Below are 16,809 nucleotides of genomic sequence, written 5' to 3' on the forward strand. Positions count from 1 at the left end.
TAGAGCGGCATCGTGTAATGCAGCGCGTAGCTCTCAATACCGTCGTTTGGCTCTTTGATACCAGCGTTCGAGTAGTGGGTCGCACGGATGCCAATTTCATGACCGCCGTTGAACCGCACGCCGAAACCGATACGGTCTTCAAAGTTGAAAGCCGAACCCAGCTTGTTGTCTTCGATTTGCGTATTGGAGAATACAGCGACACCGATACCGGCTTCGATGTACGGCTTCACGTTCTGGCCAGCGAATTCGTAAACGAATACCGGGGAGAACGAAAGGCTGTTGTTGCTGGAACGCTTGTCGCCATCCCAGTAGGTGTAAGCGCCATCCCAATATCCGGTCAGGCGACCTACGTCGCTCTGCAACCAGCTTTTATCCCAATCAAACTTCATGCCCAGGCGGTAAGTCTGGGTCGTCTGGCCCGTCTGACCGACCGAAAACTCAACGCCAGCGGCTTGAGTAAGTGAAGTTTGCCCCATCAACGCAGCCGCAAGCGCAGCCAAGCACAACAGACGCTTCATCAGAAACTTCCTATTTCGAATGCAATTATTAGGTGTTTTTGCAGATAACCGACTTGCTATAGAAATCCGGCGTGGAACGTTAGTTCCAATGCCAAGCAAAGCTTTTCACGATTTTTTTACAAATCGAAGAATCGCACATTGTCAGATTTTTTCCATAGTGTAGGTAGGATGTTTCCAAAATTATACGAATCAGCGCTGGTCCAGAACTGCGTTTCCTGGGCGTTTCCATCGTGCAGAAGGCCGTGTTGAGCCAACAACCGCTGGAGCTGGCGAGCCACGGCATGACCGGTGTCGATCAGAATGACCGATTCCGGGATCATTTCGCGCAGCAGAGGTTTGAGGAAGGGATAGTGGGTGCAGCCGAGGATAATCGTGTCACAGCCCTCGGCCAGAAGCGGTTCGACATACCCCCGCAGCAGGGCCCGAATGGTCGGGCTGAACAGGTCGCCTGACTCGATCAGTTCCACAAGGCCGGGGCACGGCTGCGTCACCACGCGGACATCGCCCGCGAAACGATCGAGCAAAGCGGCGAACTTCGCGCTTTGCAAAGTACCGGTCGTAGCGAGCACGCCCACCACACCACTGCGGGTCGCAGCCGCTGCCGGTTTGACCGCAGGTTCCATCCCGATAATTGGCCAGTCAGGGTAATGCTCACGCAATTGAGCGGCGGCAGCGGCAGTCGCGGTGTTGCAGGCCAGCACCAGCGCCTTGGCCCCTTGCTCGCGAAAGAATCGCGCGATGATCATGCAGCGCTCGCGGATGAACTCGGGAGTTTTCTCTCCGTAAGGGATATGTCCGCAGTCTGCGACGTACAACAGCGACTCATTGGGTAACAGGTTGTGAATCTCGCCCAGCACCGACAAGCCACCCACGCCGGAATCAAACACGCCCACCGGCGCATCGCTGGCTTTATTCATGCTGCCCTGCACCGCAGACGCTACAGCCCGGATCGCGCTTGACCTTCAATTCACGAAAGCGAGTGCTCAGTGCGTCAATCAGCAACAAGCGTCCCACCAGCGGCTCACCAAAACCCACCAGAACCTTGAGCGCTTCAAGGGCCTGCAGACTGCCGACCAACCCCACAAGAGGCCCGATGACACCGGCTTCGCTACAGGTCAGTTCGGCTTCGCTGCCGTGACCGTATAAGCAGTGGTAGCAAGGGCTTTCAGGCCGACGCGGATCGAATACCGATAATTGCCCTTCCAGGCGAATCGCCGCACCACTGACCAAAGGTTTGCTGCCAGCCACACAGGCGGCGTTGACCGCACCACGGGTCGCGAAATTGTCTGAGCAATCGAGCACCAGATCGACGCCCTCGACAGCCGACGCCAGGGAGTCGGCATCGAGCGCGGCGCGATGAGGAACAAGACTGATCTCGGGATTGATCGCGGTCAGACGGGCCATGGCCGAATCCACCTTGCTCTGCCCGACTGTCTGGCTGTCGTGAATGATCTGGCGTTGCAGGTTAGTCACGTCAACGGTGTCGAAGTCAGCAAGATGCAACTCGCCCACACCTGCGGCTGCCAGATACAAGGCGACGGGAGAACCGAGGCCGCCAAGGCCGACGATCAGCACCCGGCTTTGTTTGAGTTTTAACTGGCCTTCGATATCGACGTGCTGCAACAGAATCTGTCGGCTATAGCGCAACAGTTCCTGATCACTCAGCACGGCAGGCGCCCAAAGGTAATGCGCTCATGGTCGCCCAGGTCGCGGCGAGTCTGAATCTTCTCGAAACCGTGGCGGCTCAACAGATCGCGGACCGCTGCACCCTGGTCATAGCCGTGCTCCAGCAACAACCAGCCATCGTCGTTCAAATAATTCGGTGCTTGCTCGATGATCATGCGCAGATCATCCAGCCCGTCAGTCCCGGCTACCAGCGCGCTGCTGGGCTCGAAACGCACATCGCCCGCCACCAGATGCGGATCTTCGGCAGCGATGTAAGGCGGATTGCTGATGATCAGATCAAAGCGCTGACCTTCAAGGGCGCTGAACCAATGGCTGCTCAGCACCTTGGCGTTATCCAGATGCAAACGTTGACGATTGCGTTCGGCCAATGCAACGGCTTCAAGCACCCGATCCACCGCCGTCACCTGCCACACCGGACGCTCGCTGGCCAATGCCAACGCAATAGCGCCCGTGCCGGTGCCCAGATCGAGCACGCGAGTTGGCGCAAATGCAGGCACGAGCTCCAGCGCAGCTTCAACCAGCATTTCGGTTTCAGGACGTGGAATCAATGTATGAGGCGCGACGTCAAGATCGAGCTTCCAGAACCCCTGCTGCCCCAGAATATAGGCTACGGGTTCACCGGTACGTCGGCGCTGCAAATGGGAGGCAAAGGTCAGTGCGGCTTCGCTGCTGACGATTCGCTCTGGCCAGGTATGCAGGAAACTGCGCGGTTTACCCAGCGCAGCCGCCAGAAGCAGTTCAGCATCAAGACGGGCAGTTGGTGAATCAGGAAGCTCGGCGCTTCTTAACAGGCTGGCGATGATGGTCATTTACTCACCCAGTGCCGCTAGTTGGTCTGCCTGATATTCGGCAAGTAGCGGCTCTATCACTGCATCGACACCACCGGCTAAAACTTCATCCAGCGAATACAAGGTCAAATTCACGCGGTGATCCGTTACTCGCCCCTGAGGGAAGTTATAAGTCCGGATACGCTCGGATCGATCACCCGAGCCCACCAGCAGTTTACGCTCACTGGCAATTGCATTGGCAGCGGCGCTGGTTTGCTGGTCGTTCAGTTTGGCAGATAGCCAGGACATCGCGCGGGCACGGTTCTTGTGCTGCGAGCGCTCCTCCTGACACTCGACGACAATACCCGACGGAAGGTGGGTAATGCGAATCGCCGAGTCAGTCTTGTTAACGTGCTGACCACCCGCGCCCGATGAACGATAGGTGTCAACACGCAGGTCCGCAGGATTGATTTCGATCGCCTGTTGCTCGTCCGGCTCAGGCAGAACGGCTACTGTGCAGGCGGAAGTATGGATACGGCCCTGGGATTCTGTTTCAGGGACCCGCTGTACGCGATGCGCGCCGGACTCGAATTTGAGCTTGCCGTAAACGTTCTCGCCTTCAACCCGGGCGATCACTTCTTTATAGCCGCCATGCTCGCCTTCGTTCTCGGACAGAATCTCTATCCGCCAACCACGGCGTTCGGCATAACGCGAATACATGCGGAACAGATCGCCGGAGAAAATCGCCGCCTCATCGCCGCCGGTCCCGGCGCGAATTTCGAGGAACACGTTACGCCCGTCATTAGGGTCCTTCGGCAGCAACATGCGTTGCAGCTGGCTTTCCAGCTCGACCAGCAACTGCTTGGTCTCGCGGACTTCCTCGACCGCCATTTCACGCATGTCCGGATCGCTGTCCTTGAGCAGCGCCTGAGCGCCGTCCAGATCAGCCAACGCCTTGAGCAGCTGTTTATAAGCAGCAACGATCGGCTCTACTTCAGCGTACTCCCTGGAATACGCACGAAACTTTGTCTGATCCGAAATAATCTCGGCATCGCCAAGCAACGCGGTCAGTTCCTCGAAGCGATCGCTGAGGATATCGAGTTTGTTGAGCAGTGAGGCTTTCATTGCGGGGGTTTATCCGTCGAGCCCTCACCGAGGGCAAAAAGTTCCTGGGCCATGGCCAGCGCGTCGAGGCGGCCTTCGGCAGAGAGTTTTTTCAACTGCACACTCGGCGCGTGCAATAACTTGTTGGTCAACCCGCGCGCCAGCTGCACCAGCACGTCTTCGGCGTTGCCGCCGTTAGCCAGCATACGCTGGGCCTTGAGTAATTCTTCGTCGCGCAACCGCTCGCTTTGCTGGCGATAAGCCCTGAGTACATCCACCGCGGCCAGTTCACGCAGGCGGAACATGAAGTCATTGGCACCCACCGAGACCAGCTCTTCGGCTGCCATGGCTGCGCCCTGGCGACTCTTGAGGTTCTCGGCGACGACTTCATGCAGGTCGTCAACGGTGTAGAGATACACGTCGTCCAGCTCGCCGACTTCGGGCTCGATGTCCCGTGGCACGGCGATATCGACCATGAAGATCGGCTTATGTTTGCGCAGCTTCAGGGCACTTTCAACTGCACCCTTGCCAAGAATCGGCAATTGGCTGGCTGTCGAGCTGATTACAATGTCGCTGTTGACCAGTTCGGCCGGGATGTCCGAGAGCAGTACCGCATGAGCGCCGAACTCGGCAGCCAGAATACTCGCCCGCTCAAGGGTCCGGTTGGCAACCACGATGCGCTTGACGCCAAGGTCATGCAAATGACGCGCAACCAACGTGATGGTTTCACCGGCACCGATCAGCAAAGCCTGGCTGCGTTGCAAATCACTGAAAATCTGTTTCGCCAGGCTGACAGCGGCGAAGGCCACGGAAACCGGGTTTTCGCCGATAGCCGTATCAGTGCGTACCTGCTTGGCAGCGCTGAATGTGGCCTGAAACAGTCGGCCCAGCAACGGACCAATGGTTCCGGCTTCCCGGGCAACGGCGTAGGCAGACTTCATCTGACCAAGAATCTGCGGTTCACCCAGTACAAGCGAGTCGAGCCCGGAGGCGACCCGCATCATGTGACGAACAGCCGCATCGTCAGCATGCACATAAGCGCTCGCGCGCAGCTCATCCAGGCTCAAATGGTGATATTCGGCCAGCCAGGCGAGCACCGTCTCAGAACCGATCTGGTCCTGTTCGATATATAACTCGCTACGGTTGCACGTAGAAAGGATCGCAGCTTCGCGGCTATTGGTAAGGCGGCAAAGCTGCTGCAAGGCCTCAACCAGCTGCTCTGGCGTAAATGCCACGCGCTCGCGGACGTCTACTGAGGCAGTCTTATGGTTGATACCAAGTGCAAGGAAGGCCATTCAAGGTCGCTGATGGTGACGTGAAGCCGGCAATTGTCCTACTTCAATAGACTCAGAACAACCACCGTTGACTATTGTCCTAATAGACTCGCGCTGCAAATGCCCCGAAATGGCGCTTACGGCATAAACAAATATGCGTTCCGGCAGTTTTCCAACCGGCTGTGGGTTTGCTCCCAGCCTTGTGTCATGATGCTCAAAACCGCAGGTAAGTCGTCCCTTCTTATATATGAATAGATCCTCCGCGCTGTTTCTCGCCCTCGTCTTTCTCAGCGGTTGCCAATCCATGGCTCCGGTTCAGCCGCAGACTACTCCTGCGCAGAAAGACACTGCTCCCGCACCTGAAGCCAAGCCTCAGGTCTACGGCTCGTTCACCCAGGAAACCCTCGTCAGCCTGCTGAGTGCGGAACTGGCTGGCCAGCGCAATCGTTTCGATATTGCCCTGGACAACTACGTGACCCAGGCGATCAACACCCAGGACCCGGGTGTTTCGGAGCGTGCGTTCCGGATTGCCGAGTACCTGGGTGCCGATCAGGCTGCGCTGGACACTTCGCTGATCTGGGCCAGAAACGATCGGGACAACCTTGAAGCACAGCGCGCGGCCGCGATTCAGTTGGCTCGGGCGGGACGCTATGACGACTCCATGGTGTACATGGAAAAAGTCCTGCAAGGTCAAGGCGACACGCATTTTGACTTCCTGGCGCTGTCGGCGGCGGAAACCAATCCGGAAACCCGCAACGCACTGCTCACCAGTTTTGACCGGCTTCTGGTCAAGTACCCGAATAACGGCCAACTGATTTTCGGCAAGGCACTGCTGCTGCAACAGAACGGTGACGCGCAGGCCTCACTGAAGCTGTTGGAAGACAATCCGCCTAAAGACGGTGAGGTTGCTCCGATTCTGCTCCGCGCTCGCCTGCTGCAAGGCATGAACCGGGGTAAGGAAGCGCTGCCGATCCTTGAAAAAAGCATCAAGAAATACCCGGACGACAAGCGTTTGCGCCTGACTTACGCCCGCATGCTAGTCGAACAGAACCGCATGGAAGACGCCAAAGCGCAGTTCTCCAGCCTTGTGCAGCAGTATCCCGATGATGACGAACTGCGTTTCTCCCTGGCATTGGTCTGCCTTGAAGCCAAGGCGTGGGATGAAGCCGCGGGTTATCTGGAAGAGCTGATAGCCCGTGGCGCCCATGAGGATTCCGCGCACCTGAACCTGGGTCGCATCCATGAAGAGCGCAACGATCAACCAAGCGCACTTGCCGAATACGCCCAGGTTGGCCCTGGCCCGGACTACCTGTCCGCACAGTTACGCCAGGCCGATATCCTGATGAGCAACGGCAACGCAGCCGAAGCCTCCAAGCGCTTGTCCGAGGCTCGCGAGGCACAACCGGACTACGCGATCCAGCTTTACCTGATCGAAGCCGAAACCCTGTCCAACAACAATCAGATTGATCGCGCCTGGCAGTTGCTGAATCAGGCACTCAAACAGTACCCGGATGACCTGAACCTGTTGTATACCCGCTCAATGATGGCGGAAAAACGCGGGGATCTGGTCCAGATGGAAAAGGACCTGCGTTCTATTCTCAAGCGCGAGCCGGAAAACGCCATGGCGCTGAATGCGCTGGGCTACACCCTTTCCGACCGCACCACGCGCTACGCAGAAGCCAAGGAACTGATCGAAAGAGCCCACAAACTCAATCCGGAAGATCCTGCAGTGCTCGACAGCCTGGGATGGGTAAACTACCGCCTGGGCAACCTGGACGAAGCCGAACGCTTGTTGCGTCTGGCACTTGAGCGCTTCCCCGATCATGAAGTGGCCGCCCACCTGGGTGAGGTGCTGTGGGCCAAAGGCGAGCAGCGCGAAGCCCGTAAAATCTGGGGCAAGGCCCTCGAAGAACAACCTGACAGCCCTATTCTGCGCAGCACTCTGTTGCGCCTGACCGGATCCGAGACTCTTTAATTTTATGTTTTTGCGCCACGTAGTCGTATTCAGCCTCATCGCCCTGCTCGCCGGTTGCGCCGGACTCACTTCCCGGGAAGCCGTAGAAGGCAAAGGTGACCCGGCGCAATGGCGTCAGCACAAAGAACAACTGACCAACCTCGACGGCTGGCAGATCAACGGCAAGGTCGGCATTCGCGCCCCCAAGGACTCCGGAAGTGGCACGCTGTTCTGGCTGCAGCGCCAGGACTACTACGACATTCGCTTGTCGGGTCCATTGGGACGCGGTGCCGCACGCCTGACCGGTCGTCCAGGCGGCGTCGCGCTGGAAGTCGCCAACCAGGGTCGATACGAAGCTCCGACGCCGGAAACACTGCTTGAAGAGCAGCTCGGCTGGAAGTTGCCAGTGTCGCATCTGGTCTGGTGGGTCCGTGGCCTGCCCGCTCCGGACAGCAAGAGTCGCCTGACACTTGATGGTGACAGCCGTCTTGCCAGCCTTGAGCAGGATGGCTGGCAGGTTGAATACCTGAGTTATGTCGAACAGAACGGTTATTGGCTGCCCGAGCGCGTCAAGCTGCATGGCCAGGACCTTGATGTCACGCTGGTGATCAAGGACTGGCAGCCACGCAAACTGGGTCAATAAGCATGAGCGAAGCACGTCTGACCCTGCCCGCTCCTGCCAAACTGAATCTGATGCTGCACATTCTTGGCCGTCGCCCCGATGGCTATCACGAATTGCAAACCCTCTTTCAGTTCGTCGATTACGGCGATGACCTCAGCTTCGCCGTTCGCCAGGACGGTGAAATCCGCCTGCAGACCGACGTTCCCGGCGTTCCCCATGACAGTAACCTGATCGTCAAGGCGGCTCGCGCGCTGCAAGAACAATCCGGTTGCAGCCTGGGGATGGACATCTGGCTGGAAAAGCGCCTGCCCATGGGCGGCGGAATCGGCGGCGGCAGTTCTGATGCAGCTACGACATTGCTGGGCTTGAACCATCTGTGGAATCTTGGCTGGGACGAAGATCGTCTGGCAGCCCTGGGCCTGACTCTCGGCGCAGACGTCCCGGTTTTCATACGCGGACATGCCGCATTTGCTGAGGGTGTAGGTGAAAAACTCACCCCTGTAGACCCGGAAGAACCGTGGTATCTGGTACTCGTGCCGCAAGTATCTGTAAGTACAGCAGAAATTTTTTCAGATCCACTGTTGACACGTAACACTCCTCCCATTAAAGTGCGCCCCGTTCCCAAGGGAAACAGTCGAAATGACTGCTTACCGGTTGTAGCAAGGCGTTATCCAGAAGTACGTAACGCTTTGAATTTGTTAGGTAAATTTACCGAAGCAAAATTAACCGGAACTGGAAGTTGTGTGTTTGGGGCCTTCCCAAACAAAGCTGAAGCTGATAAAGTCTCGGCCCTTCTTACAGAGACCTTTACGGGGTTTGTAGCAAAAGGAAGCAACGTTTCGATGTTGCATCGCAAGCTGCAAAGTCTGCTCTAAAAAGGAACCGGGTACTGGGTACTCGTTGCAACAAATACAGGGGCGTCGCCAAGCGGTAAGGCAGCAGGTTTTGATCCTGCCATGCGTTGGTTCGAATCCAGCCGCCCCTGCCATTTTCCTATACTCATCCAGGTTACCCTCAGCCTTCAGGTACTGCGCGTGTCCAAGATGATGGTCTTTACGGGGAACGCTAACCCCGATCTGGCTCGACGTGTCGTACGTCAGCTGCATATCCCACTAGGTGATGTTTCTGTCGGTAAATTCTCCGACGGCGAAATTTCTACTGAGATCAATGAAAACGTCCGCGGTAAAGACGTATTTATCATTCAGCCGACTTGCGCACCGACCAACGATAACCTGATGGAACTGGTAGTGATGGCTGACGCCTTCCGCCGCTCCTCAGCGTCCCGAATCACTGCTGTGATTCCTTACTTTGGTTATGCCCGTCAGGATCGCCGTCCGCGTTCCGCACGTGTGGCTATCAGCGCGAAAGTTGTTGCTGACATGCTTACCGTGGTGGGGATCGATCGTGTTCTCACGGTTGATCTGCATGCTGACCAAATTCAGGGCTTCTTCGATATTCCGGTAGATAACATCTACGGCTCCCCGGTTCTGGTGGATGACATTGAAGATCAACGCTTCGAAAACCTGATGATCGTTTCTCCGGATATCGGCGGCGTCGTGCGTGCACGTGCTGTTGCCAAATCCCTGGGTGTCGATCTCGGTATCATCGACAAGCGCCGTGAGAAAGCCAATCACTCTGAAGTGATGCATATCATCGGTGATGTCGAAGGGCGTACCTGTATTCTGGTCGATGACATGGTCGATACCGCCGGCACCCTGTGCCATGCGGCCAAGGCCTTGAAAGAGCATGGCGCTGCCAAGGTCTTTGCCTACTGCACACACCCTGTGCTGTCGGGTCGGGCGATCGAAAACATTGAAAATTCCGTGCTGGATGAACTGGTGGTGACCAACACCATCCCGTTGTCCGCTGCAGCACAAGCCTGTAGCCGTATCCGTCAACTGGATATCGCTCCGGTAGTCGCTGAGGCGGTTCGCCGCATCAGCAACGAAGAATCGATCAGCGCGATGTTCCGCTAAGGGTTTTCCCTGAGCTGACACCCTGTTGACGAAAAGCGCCCCGCCCTGACATTCGGTCAGGGCGGGGCTTTTTTGCCCATATCGTCCTGACGTCGGTCGCAAACGTCAGTTCGAATGTGGCTAATTTGGAGATACAAAATGAACGATTTTACTTTGAATGCTGAACTGCGTTCCGACCTGGGGAAAGGTGCGAGCCGCCGCCTGCGTCGTCTCGCAAGCCTGGTTCCAGCTGTAGTTTACGGTGGCGACAAAGCCCCTGAATCCATCAGCCTGCTGGCCAAAGAAGTTGCCAAACTGCTGGAAAACGAAGCTTCCTACAGCCACATCATCGAGCTGACCGTTGCTGGCAAAAAGCAAAACGTGATCATCAAAGCTCTGCAACGTCACCCGGCCAAAGGCCACGTGATGCATGCTGACTTCATTCGCGTTGTAGCTGGCCAGAAACTGACTGCTATCGTGCCTGTACACTTCATCGGTGAAGAAGCTCCAGTCAAGAAAGGCGGCGAAGTTTCGCACGTTACTTCCGAGCTGGAAGTAAGCTGCCTGCCGAAAGATCTGCCTGAGTTCATCGAAGTAGACGTGTCTGCTCTGGAAATCGGTTCGATCGTTCACCTGTCCGACGTCAAAGCACCTAAAGGTGTTGAGTTCGTTGCTCTGGCGCACGGTAACGACCTGGCTATCGCCAACGTCCACGCTCCACGCATTGCACCGACCGAAGACGAAGCAGAAGAAGGTACCGCCGAGTAATTCATTACTTGGTCATACCGGAGTTGCTCGGGAAACCGCTGTAAAAGTCAGGCAAAACGGGCAGGATCGCGGAGTTTACATCATGGTAAATGAGCAGTTTTCTTCCAGTTTTGCCGCTGCCTGCAGCGGCTTCAACCACAACTCCATAAAAGGGCCCCTGTCGTGACTGCCATACAACTGATCGTTGGCCTGGGAAATCCAGGCGCTGAATACGAACAGACCCGGCACAACGCAGGGGCTCTTTTTGTTGAGCGTATCGCTGACGCGCAACAAGTCAATCTCGTCGCCGAGCGCAAATTCTTTGGCCTGACCGCACGCTTCACTCATCAGGGTCAGGATGTTCGTCTGCTGATTCCCACCACCTACATGAACCGCAGCGGCCAGTCCGTAGCGGCGCTCGCTGGTTTCTACCGGATTCCGGTCGATGCCATCCTGGTGGCGCATGACGAACTCGATCTGCCACCGGGCGTTGCCAAGTTCAAACAGGGCGGCGGCCATGGCGGTCACAACGGGTTGCGGGACATCATCGCGCAGCTCGGTAATCAGAATACTTTTCACCGCTTGCGGCTTGGCATTGGCCACCCGGGCGACGCCAACAAGGTCTCTGGTTTTGTTCTGGGTCGAGCGCCACGCGCCGAACAGGAGAAACTGGACGCCAGCATCGACTTTGCCCTCGGCGTGCTGCCGGATATCTTCGCCGGTGAATGGAACCGGGCGATGAAAAACCTGCACAGCCAGAAGGCCTGACATCACTCGAGGGGAAACACCATGGGCTTCAATTGCGGCATCGTCGGCCTGCCCAACGTCGGCAAATCCACTCTGTTCAACGCCCTGACCAAGTCCGGTATTGCAGCGGAGAACTTCCCCTTCTGCACCATCGAACCGAACAGCGGCATCGTGGCCATGCCGGACCCGCGCCTTGCGGCATTGGCGGCCATCGTCAATCCCAAGCGCATCCTGCCGACCACCATGGAGTTCGTCGACATCGCGGGCCTGGTAGCCGGTGCGTCCAAAGGTGAAGGCCTGGGCAACAAGTTTCTCGCCAACATCCGCGAGACCGATGCCATCGCTCACGTGGTTCGCTGCTTCGAAGACGACAACGTGATTCACGTTTCCAACAGCGTCGACCCGAAACGCGACATCGAAATCATCGACCTGGAATTGATCTTTGCCGACCTCGACAGCTGTGAAAAACAGCTGCAGAAAGTCACGCGCAACGCCAAGGGCGGCGACAAGGATGCCGTAGTTCAGAAGGGCCTGCTGGAGCAGTTGATCACCCACTTCACCGAAGGCAAGCCTGCTCGTAGCCTGATGAAAAACATGAACGCTGACGAAAAAGCAGTGATTCGTGGCTTCCACTTGCTGACCACCAAGCCGGTCATGTACATCGCCAACGTTGCTGAAGACGGTTTCGAGAACAACCCGCTGCTGGACGTGGTTCGCGCCATCGCCGAAGAAGAAGGCGCAATGCTGGTGCCGGTCTGCAACAAGATCGAAGCGGAAATCGCTGAACTCGATGACGGCGAAGAAAAGGACATGTTCCTCGAAGCCCTGGGCTTTGAAGAGCCAGGCCTGAATCGCGTGATCCGCGCTGGCTACGAAATGCTGCACCTGCAGACTTACTTCACCGCCGGTGTAGAAGAAGTCCGCGCCTGGACCGTACGCGTCGGTGCCACCGCACCACAGGCCGCTGGCGTGATCCACACAGACTTTGAAAAAGGCTTCATCCGCGCCGAGTGCATCGCCTACAACGACTTCATCCAGTACAAGGGTGAAGCCGGTGCCAAGGAAGCCGGCAAATGGCGTCTGGAAGGCAAGGACTACATCGTCAAGGACGGCGACGTTCTGCACTTCCGCTTCAACGTCTGATGGTCCGCGTGGCGCGCCACGCATTCAGCCAGAACAAAAATCCCCGGTCATTCATTGATCCGGGGATTTTTTGTTTCAGCAGGAGCAAGCCAGTCGAAATAGTCCGCCTGCAAGCTCGGCTCCTGCAGTCACCGATATCCGAGAGAAACCTATGTTTGCCTGCAGGCGCTGACACCGGTGGGGTACATACGCTGCATTTGTAGCGCCTGAAATACTGTCTTCCCGAATGAATTCGGTCCTACCGCTCAATCATGAACATGAGATCAAGGCCAACCTGTGTAAGGTGCTAGGTCTGGGCGGTATTCCAGCCTTATCGCGGGCAAGCCCAGCTCCCACAAGGCTACTGAAACTGCCCCGCCTTGATGCAATACGTCATCAAGGCATGGTCGCTGGTGACTTCGAGTTTGCGCATCGCCGAGATTTTCTGGGCGCTGACTGTTTTGGTGCTGCGGTTCACCTGCCGGGCAATGTCGCTGACGCTGTTGCCAATCACGAACAGTCGTAGCACTTCCACCTCTCTGGGTGACAGGCTGGCAAAACGTTCATCCACTTGCTGGGTGTTGACCTGCACTGAAATCGCCTCCTGCACCGGCCCTCGATAGCTGCGGTTCAACGCCAAAGCATCCAGTGCGTTCTCGATTTCTTCGTGCAGATGATTTTTCTGGATAACACCGACCACCCCCAACTCATGCAGTCGGGAAAGGATCAGGTTATTGGAAATCATCGTCAGCACCAGCACCTGGGTTTTGACAAATCTTCGTATCAGGTACTCGACGAGTTTAAGCCCGTCGCCGTATGTCGAGTCCCCCGGCATGTTGAAGTCGGTGATGACCACCTCCGGCTCGTGAGTCGTCAGCTCGGCAATCAACTGGCTGGAACTGGTTGCCTCGGCAGCCACCTCGAAACGCCCGTCCCGCTGGATGATTTCGCGTAGCCCAAACAGTACGATCGGGTGGTCATCCGCGATCACGACCTTTATTTTCTTCATTAGCTACCTGCCATTGGATGGCGATTCGTCTGTTCCAGGATCGGTGGGCAATGCACGTAGCATGACCTCCAGACGTTCTAGCAAAGTTCGCACCGCATCGGCGGATTCAGCATCCAGCGGTTTATCCAGCAACAGTATTTCCAGTCGATTACACGCCGCCGACAACTGCGAGGCACGCACCGACGCCAATGAGCCGTTCATGCGGTGCAAATGCCGCACCACACCTGTGCTGTCGGACTGGTCGAGGGCCTGCTCAGCCATGTTGATGTCGTCTTGCATGGTTTCGATAAACAGTCGGTGCATGGCCGGCGAAAAGCTGATCCAGCCATCCATGTCACCCGCCTGCACAACCGCTGGGGAAGGCAGTTGGGGGCTACTGCCAGTTGCACAATGCGTGATCAAAGCCTGACGCAAGGTTTTCAGGCTCAACGGCTTGACGATCCAGGCGTTCATGCCCGCCGCCAGACATTGCTCGCCTTCCTCGCGCATAGCGTTGGCCGTGACCCCGATTATCGGCGTCTGCGCATCACGCGCACGTAATGCACGGGTCAGCTCGTAGCCATTGAGAAGCGGCATGTTGACGTCGGTGATGATCAGGTCGAACAGCTCCGGCCTCCAACGCTGCAAAGCTTCTTCACCGTTTTCGGCAATCACTACCCGAGCGCCCAGCGCTTCGAGCTGTTCTTGCAGGATCGCCCGATTGATCGGATTGTCTTCCGCCACCAGCACGCGCAGCCCTTCAGGGATCGTCGTGTCGGTGCGCCTCGCTGCCAACTGCCGCGCTGGACCAGGACACGCAAGGGTCAGGGCACGGGCGATGGCACGAATATCAAAAGAACTCACTTCCCAGCCTTGTTCCGTTGGCTGCGGCTGGCTTTGTCCCCGTTCGCTGACGGTAACGCGTTGGCCGTGCCAGATCGCCACTTCTGTGTTGCTCTGCCCCATGTCGAGCAACAGGGACTGACTATTACCGTTGAAATCGTCGGGCAACACCATGGCTCTGGCACCCCAGCGACTGAGCCAGTCGATCAGGTTTTGCTCCAGTTCTTTCATAGGCGCGCGAACGTGCACCGCCACATCATCCAGCTCGATATCGGCACAATCGGCCAACGGCCCTGGCACCACAGGGAGCCGGATATGCAACGAGAAACTGCTGCCAAGACCTGGTTCGCTGACCACGCGAAGCTTGGCACCCATCAGCTCGGCGAGACGCGCACAAATCGACAGCCCCAAACCTGCGCCCCCTGCCCGCTCGCTGCCGTTGACCTGCGTGAACGGCTTGAACAACGTAGCCAGTTGCTTCTCGCTGATACCCGGCCCGGTGTCCGAGACCTGCCATTGCAGTGAGGCATGGGTCTGGTCCAGATCGGTGACTTTAAGGCGTAGCACCACCCGCCCCGAGTCAGTGAATTTAACCGCGTTGCCGAGCAGATTATTGATGATCTGACGAATGCGCCCGCTGTCACCACGCATCTGGGCAGGCAGGTTCGCATCGGCACAGGCGAACACCTGCAGCCCCTTGTTGCCTGCGGTGGCGGCGTAACTGCGCACCGCATCCTCGAAGACATCCAGTGGGCTGAACGTCGAGGTTTCCAGGGCCATTTGCCCGGATTCGATCTTCGATACGTCCAGCACATCGCTGATCAATTGAAACAGGACTGACGACGAGCGCTGAATGGTCTGCAGATAATCGTGCTGACGGGGGCTCAGTTCAGTAAGCCCGAGCAGCTCAAGGTTGCCCAGTACGCCATACAACGGCGTACGAATTTCATGGCTCATGGTTGCCAGAAACAAGGTTTTCGCGGCGCTGGCCTGATCGGCAGAAAGCCTGGCCTGCTCCATCAGCTGCGCGTCATCCACGTGCCGGGTGATATCGTTGAAGCCGCACAACACCACGTCTTCGCCTTGATAACGAGTCGACACGAAGCACACCAGCAAATGCCGACCGGCGACTTCGATCTGCACCTCCTGAGGCTCCTGATCCTGGTAGTCGCGCTTGAGCAGGCTGATCAGCTCGGCAGTACCCTGCCACTCCTGAGCACGCTGGTTCTCCAGCAGGACTTTGCTGTTGTTGCGTTGCACCACACACAGGCCCACCGGAGCGCTGTGCAGCATCACACGGTTGAACGCTTCGCTCTCGGTCAGACGCCGATTGGCGCGCTGCGCAGGGTCGACTATTTGCGTGCGATACCAGCGGTTGACTCGCCAACCCGCCAGGAGCGCAAACAGAAACACGCCCAGGATGCCCAGCAGGGGCCACTGTGCATAACGAAAGAAGCTGCGATAACTGACCGTGTATAAACCCACCCACTGTTGACTGCCCGATGAGCTGACTTTGAAATGCAAGCCATCACTGTCGATGCTCAAGCCGGCGGGGCTGTCGATATGATCCTGGGCCAGCCCCAGCAATACTTCGCCGGTAGGGGAAATCAGCGTCACCTCGTTATCAATCGGCCGCTCAAGCAGGCGATCCAGCTCATTGAACTTGCCCGCATCGAGCAGCGCAGCGAACGTCAGCAGGTCGTTGTCCTGCCGGGCGGGCATGATCTCGGGCGTGATGTCGACGCCGATAAACGCAATGATATTTCGGGTCCCTGACAGCAAATCAAGCGGAGCACGCATCCAGCGCACCTGCGTGTCATTCAATTGGCCGCGCTGCTGGAGCAACGCCTGAAACAGACGACCAGTGACGTCGAAGAAGTTACCCTTGAGCAATACCGCCTGCCTGCGCGATCCATCAATACCGGGTACCGCGATGTTGAACTGGTCCGACGGCGAAAACAGAAATGTCTGCGGCGCTGAATAATAAGAACTCGACCAGAAGGTGCTGTAGTAATCAGTCAGTTGCACGCCCAGCGAGTAGGCGCCCTGCAACTCGGCCTGACTGTAGCGGGTGCGCTCGCTCAAGGTGAATGGCTGAGACATGGCCAGGCCACGATTCTGGAACACCCGCTCGTCGCCCTGCTGCATCAGCTCCACCCGGGACATCGGCCGAACGTCGGTTTTCACATTCTGGTTGGTGCGATCGTAAGCGTCGGCCACGTTGTGCAGAAAGGACTCATATTCATGGATACTTTCTACCAGTCGGGCGAAGTGAAAATTGACCTTATCGCGCTCTTCTTCCAGCACACGGTCAATCGCCCACCAGCACGTACCGATCAACAACAAGGACAACCCGGCCATTATCAGCAGCAACTTGTTAAGCCGCTGAGAGCTTAGCGCCAAGGCACCTAATTTCAGGCTTTCATGTTTCATCAAGTGCTGCCGTTTATAAAGGGAATGTGGCAACGCCACTGCTTACAGC

At 57.1% G+C, this 16,809-nt stretch carries 15 protein-coding genes and 1 tRNA gene; 8 read left to right on the forward strand and 8 right to left on the reverse strand.

From position 1 onward, the window contains the following. The 6 genes from H8S59_RS13555 to hemA form a co-directional block, all read right to left on the reverse strand. A partial coding sequence (locus H8S59_RS13555; protein WP_027902876.1) for an acyloxyacyl hydrolase occupies positions 1–518 on the reverse strand: 518 nt, incomplete at its 3' end. Between the two features lie 116 nt (positions 519–634). Further along, a complete protein-coding gene (gene murI, locus H8S59_RS13560) occupies positions 635–1,435 on the reverse strand; it encodes a glutamate racemase (RefSeq protein WP_187521735.1) in 801 nt (266 codons plus the stop codon). Further along, the gene (locus tag H8S59_RS13565; RefSeq protein WP_187521736.1) at positions 1,428–2,186 is read right to left on the reverse strand and encodes a molybdopterin-synthase adenylyltransferase MoeB; all 759 of its coding nucleotides are present in this window, start codon (positions 2,184–2,186) and stop codon (positions 1,428–1,430) included. The genes murI and H8S59_RS13565 overlap by 8 nt, the downstream gene beginning before the upstream one ends. Beyond that, positions 2,180–3,013, reverse strand: coding sequence for a peptide chain release factor N(5)-glutamine methyltransferase (prmC, locus tag H8S59_RS13570; RefSeq protein ID WP_187521737.1), 834 nt, complete (start codon positions 3,011–3,013; stop codon positions 2,180–2,182). The genes H8S59_RS13565 and prmC overlap by 7 nt, the downstream gene beginning before the upstream one ends. Then, positions 3,014–4,096: a peptide chain release factor 1 gene (prfA, locus tag H8S59_RS13575; protein ID WP_095099911.1), complete on the reverse strand. Its 1,083-nt coding sequence runs from the start codon at positions 4,094–4,096 to the stop codon at positions 3,014–3,016. Further along, positions 4,093–5,370, reverse strand: a complete 1,278-nt coding sequence (gene hemA, locus H8S59_RS13580; RefSeq protein ID WP_095099914.1) for a glutamyl-tRNA reductase — start codon at positions 5,368–5,370, stop codon at positions 4,093–4,095. The genes prfA and hemA overlap by 4 nt, the downstream gene beginning before the upstream one ends. Positions 5,371–5,596: 226 nt before the next feature. On the opposite strand from hemA, the gene H8S59_RS13585 reads away from it, so the two are divergent. The 8 genes from H8S59_RS13585 to ychF all read left to right on the forward strand — a co-directional run bounded on the left by H8S59_RS13585 (position 5,597) and on the right by ychF (position 12,517). Continuing rightward, positions 5,597–7,324, forward strand: coding sequence for a tetratricopeptide repeat protein (locus H8S59_RS13585; protein WP_187521738.1), 1,728 nt, complete (start codon positions 5,597–5,599; stop codon positions 7,322–7,324). A 4-nt stretch (positions 7,325–7,328) separates the two neighbouring features. Continuing rightward, positions 7,329–7,946, forward strand: coding sequence for a lipoprotein insertase outer membrane protein LolB (gene lolB / locus H8S59_RS13590; RefSeq protein WP_187521739.1), 618 nt, complete (start codon positions 7,329–7,331; stop codon positions 7,944–7,946). Between the two features lie 2 nt (positions 7,947–7,948). Next, positions 7,949–8,800 carry a 4-(cytidine 5'-diphospho)-2-C-methyl-D-erythritol kinase gene (gene ispE / locus H8S59_RS13595; protein ID WP_095099924.1) on the forward strand — a complete coding sequence of 284 codons (852 nt, stop codon included), beginning with the start codon at positions 7,949–7,951 and terminating at the stop codon, positions 8,798–8,800. Positions 8,801–8,838: 38 nt separating this feature from the next. After that, positions 8,839–8,913, forward strand: a tRNA-Gln gene (locus H8S59_RS13600). A gap of 46 nt (positions 8,914–8,959) precedes the next feature. After that, complete coding sequence (locus tag H8S59_RS13605; protein WP_002552145.1) at positions 8,960–9,901, forward strand: ribose-phosphate pyrophosphokinase; 942 nt, start codon at positions 8,960–8,962, stop codon at positions 9,899–9,901. 138 nt (positions 9,902–10,039) lie between these two features. Further along, positions 10,040–10,648, forward strand: coding sequence for a 50S ribosomal protein L25/general stress protein Ctc (locus tag H8S59_RS13610; RefSeq protein WP_095099927.1), 609 nt, complete (start codon positions 10,040–10,042; stop codon positions 10,646–10,648). Between the two features lie 162 nt (positions 10,649–10,810). Next, the gene (gene pth / locus H8S59_RS13615) at positions 10,811–11,395 is read left to right on the forward strand and encodes an aminoacyl-tRNA hydrolase (protein WP_187521740.1); all 585 of its coding nucleotides are present in this window, start codon (positions 10,811–10,813) and stop codon (positions 11,393–11,395) included. A gap of 21 nt (positions 11,396–11,416) precedes the next feature. After that, positions 11,417–12,517: a redox-regulated ATPase YchF gene (gene ychF / locus H8S59_RS13620; protein ID WP_095099930.1), complete on the forward strand. Its 1,101-nt coding sequence runs from the start codon at positions 11,417–11,419 to the stop codon at positions 12,515–12,517. Between the two features lie 340 nt (positions 12,518–12,857). On the opposite strand, the gene H8S59_RS13625 is transcribed toward ychF, so the two are convergent. Next, a complete protein-coding gene (locus H8S59_RS13625; RefSeq protein ID WP_095099933.1) occupies positions 12,858–13,505 on the reverse strand; it encodes a response regulator in 648 nt (215 codons plus the stop codon). 3 nt (positions 13,506–13,508) lie between these two features. Continuing rightward, entirely contained in the window at positions 13,509–16,760 is a 3,252-nt protein-coding gene (locus tag H8S59_RS13630; protein WP_187521741.1) for a hybrid sensor histidine kinase/response regulator, read from the reverse strand. Between the last annotated feature and the right edge of the window lie 49 nt (positions 16,761–16,809).

Source organism: Pseudomonas folii (assembly GCF_014357575.1).
Lineage (GTDB): Bacteria > Pseudomonadota > Gammaproteobacteria > Pseudomonadales > Pseudomonadaceae > Aquipseudomonas > Aquipseudomonas folii.

Excerpts from the sequence above, each read along its gene's own strand:
- murI (WP_187521735.1), bottom strand. The coding sequence starts at position 1,435 with ATGAATAAAGCCAGCGATGCGCCGGTGGGCGTGTTTGATTCCGGCGTG.
- H8S59_RS13630 (WP_187521741.1), bottom strand. The coding sequence starts at position 16,760 with ATGAAACATGAAAGCCTGAAATTAGGTGCCTTGGCGCTAAGCTCTCAG.
- hemA (WP_095099914.1), bottom strand. The coding sequence starts at position 5,370 with ATGGCCTTCCTTGCACTTGGTATCAACCATAAGACTGCCTCAGTAGAC.
- prmC (WP_187521737.1), bottom strand. The coding sequence starts at position 3,013 with ATGACCATCATCGCCAGCCTGTTAAGAAGCGCCGAGCTTCCTGATTCA.
- H8S59_RS13610 (WP_095099927.1), top strand. The coding sequence starts at position 10,040 with ATGAACGATTTTACTTTGAATGCTGAACTGCGTTCCGACCTGGGGAAA.
- H8S59_RS13585 (WP_187521738.1), top strand. The coding sequence starts at position 5,597 with ATGAATAGATCCTCCGCGCTGTTTCTCGCCCTCGTCTTTCTCAGCGGT.
- lolB (WP_187521739.1), top strand. The coding sequence starts at position 7,329 with ATGTTTTTGCGCCACGTAGTCGTATTCAGCCTCATCGCCCTGCTCGCC.
- prfA (WP_095099911.1), bottom strand. The coding sequence starts at position 4,096 with ATGAAAGCCTCACTGCTCAACAAACTCGATATCCTCAGCGATCGCTTC.
- ispE (WP_095099924.1), top strand. The coding sequence starts at position 7,949 with ATGAGCGAAGCACGTCTGACCCTGCCCGCTCCTGCCAAACTGAATCTG.
- ychF (WP_095099930.1), top strand. The coding sequence starts at position 11,417 with ATGGGCTTCAATTGCGGCATCGTCGGCCTGCCCAACGTCGGCAAATCC.
- H8S59_RS13625 (WP_095099933.1), bottom strand. The coding sequence starts at position 13,505 with ATGAAGAAAATAAAGGTCGTGATCGCGGATGACCACCCGATCGTACTG.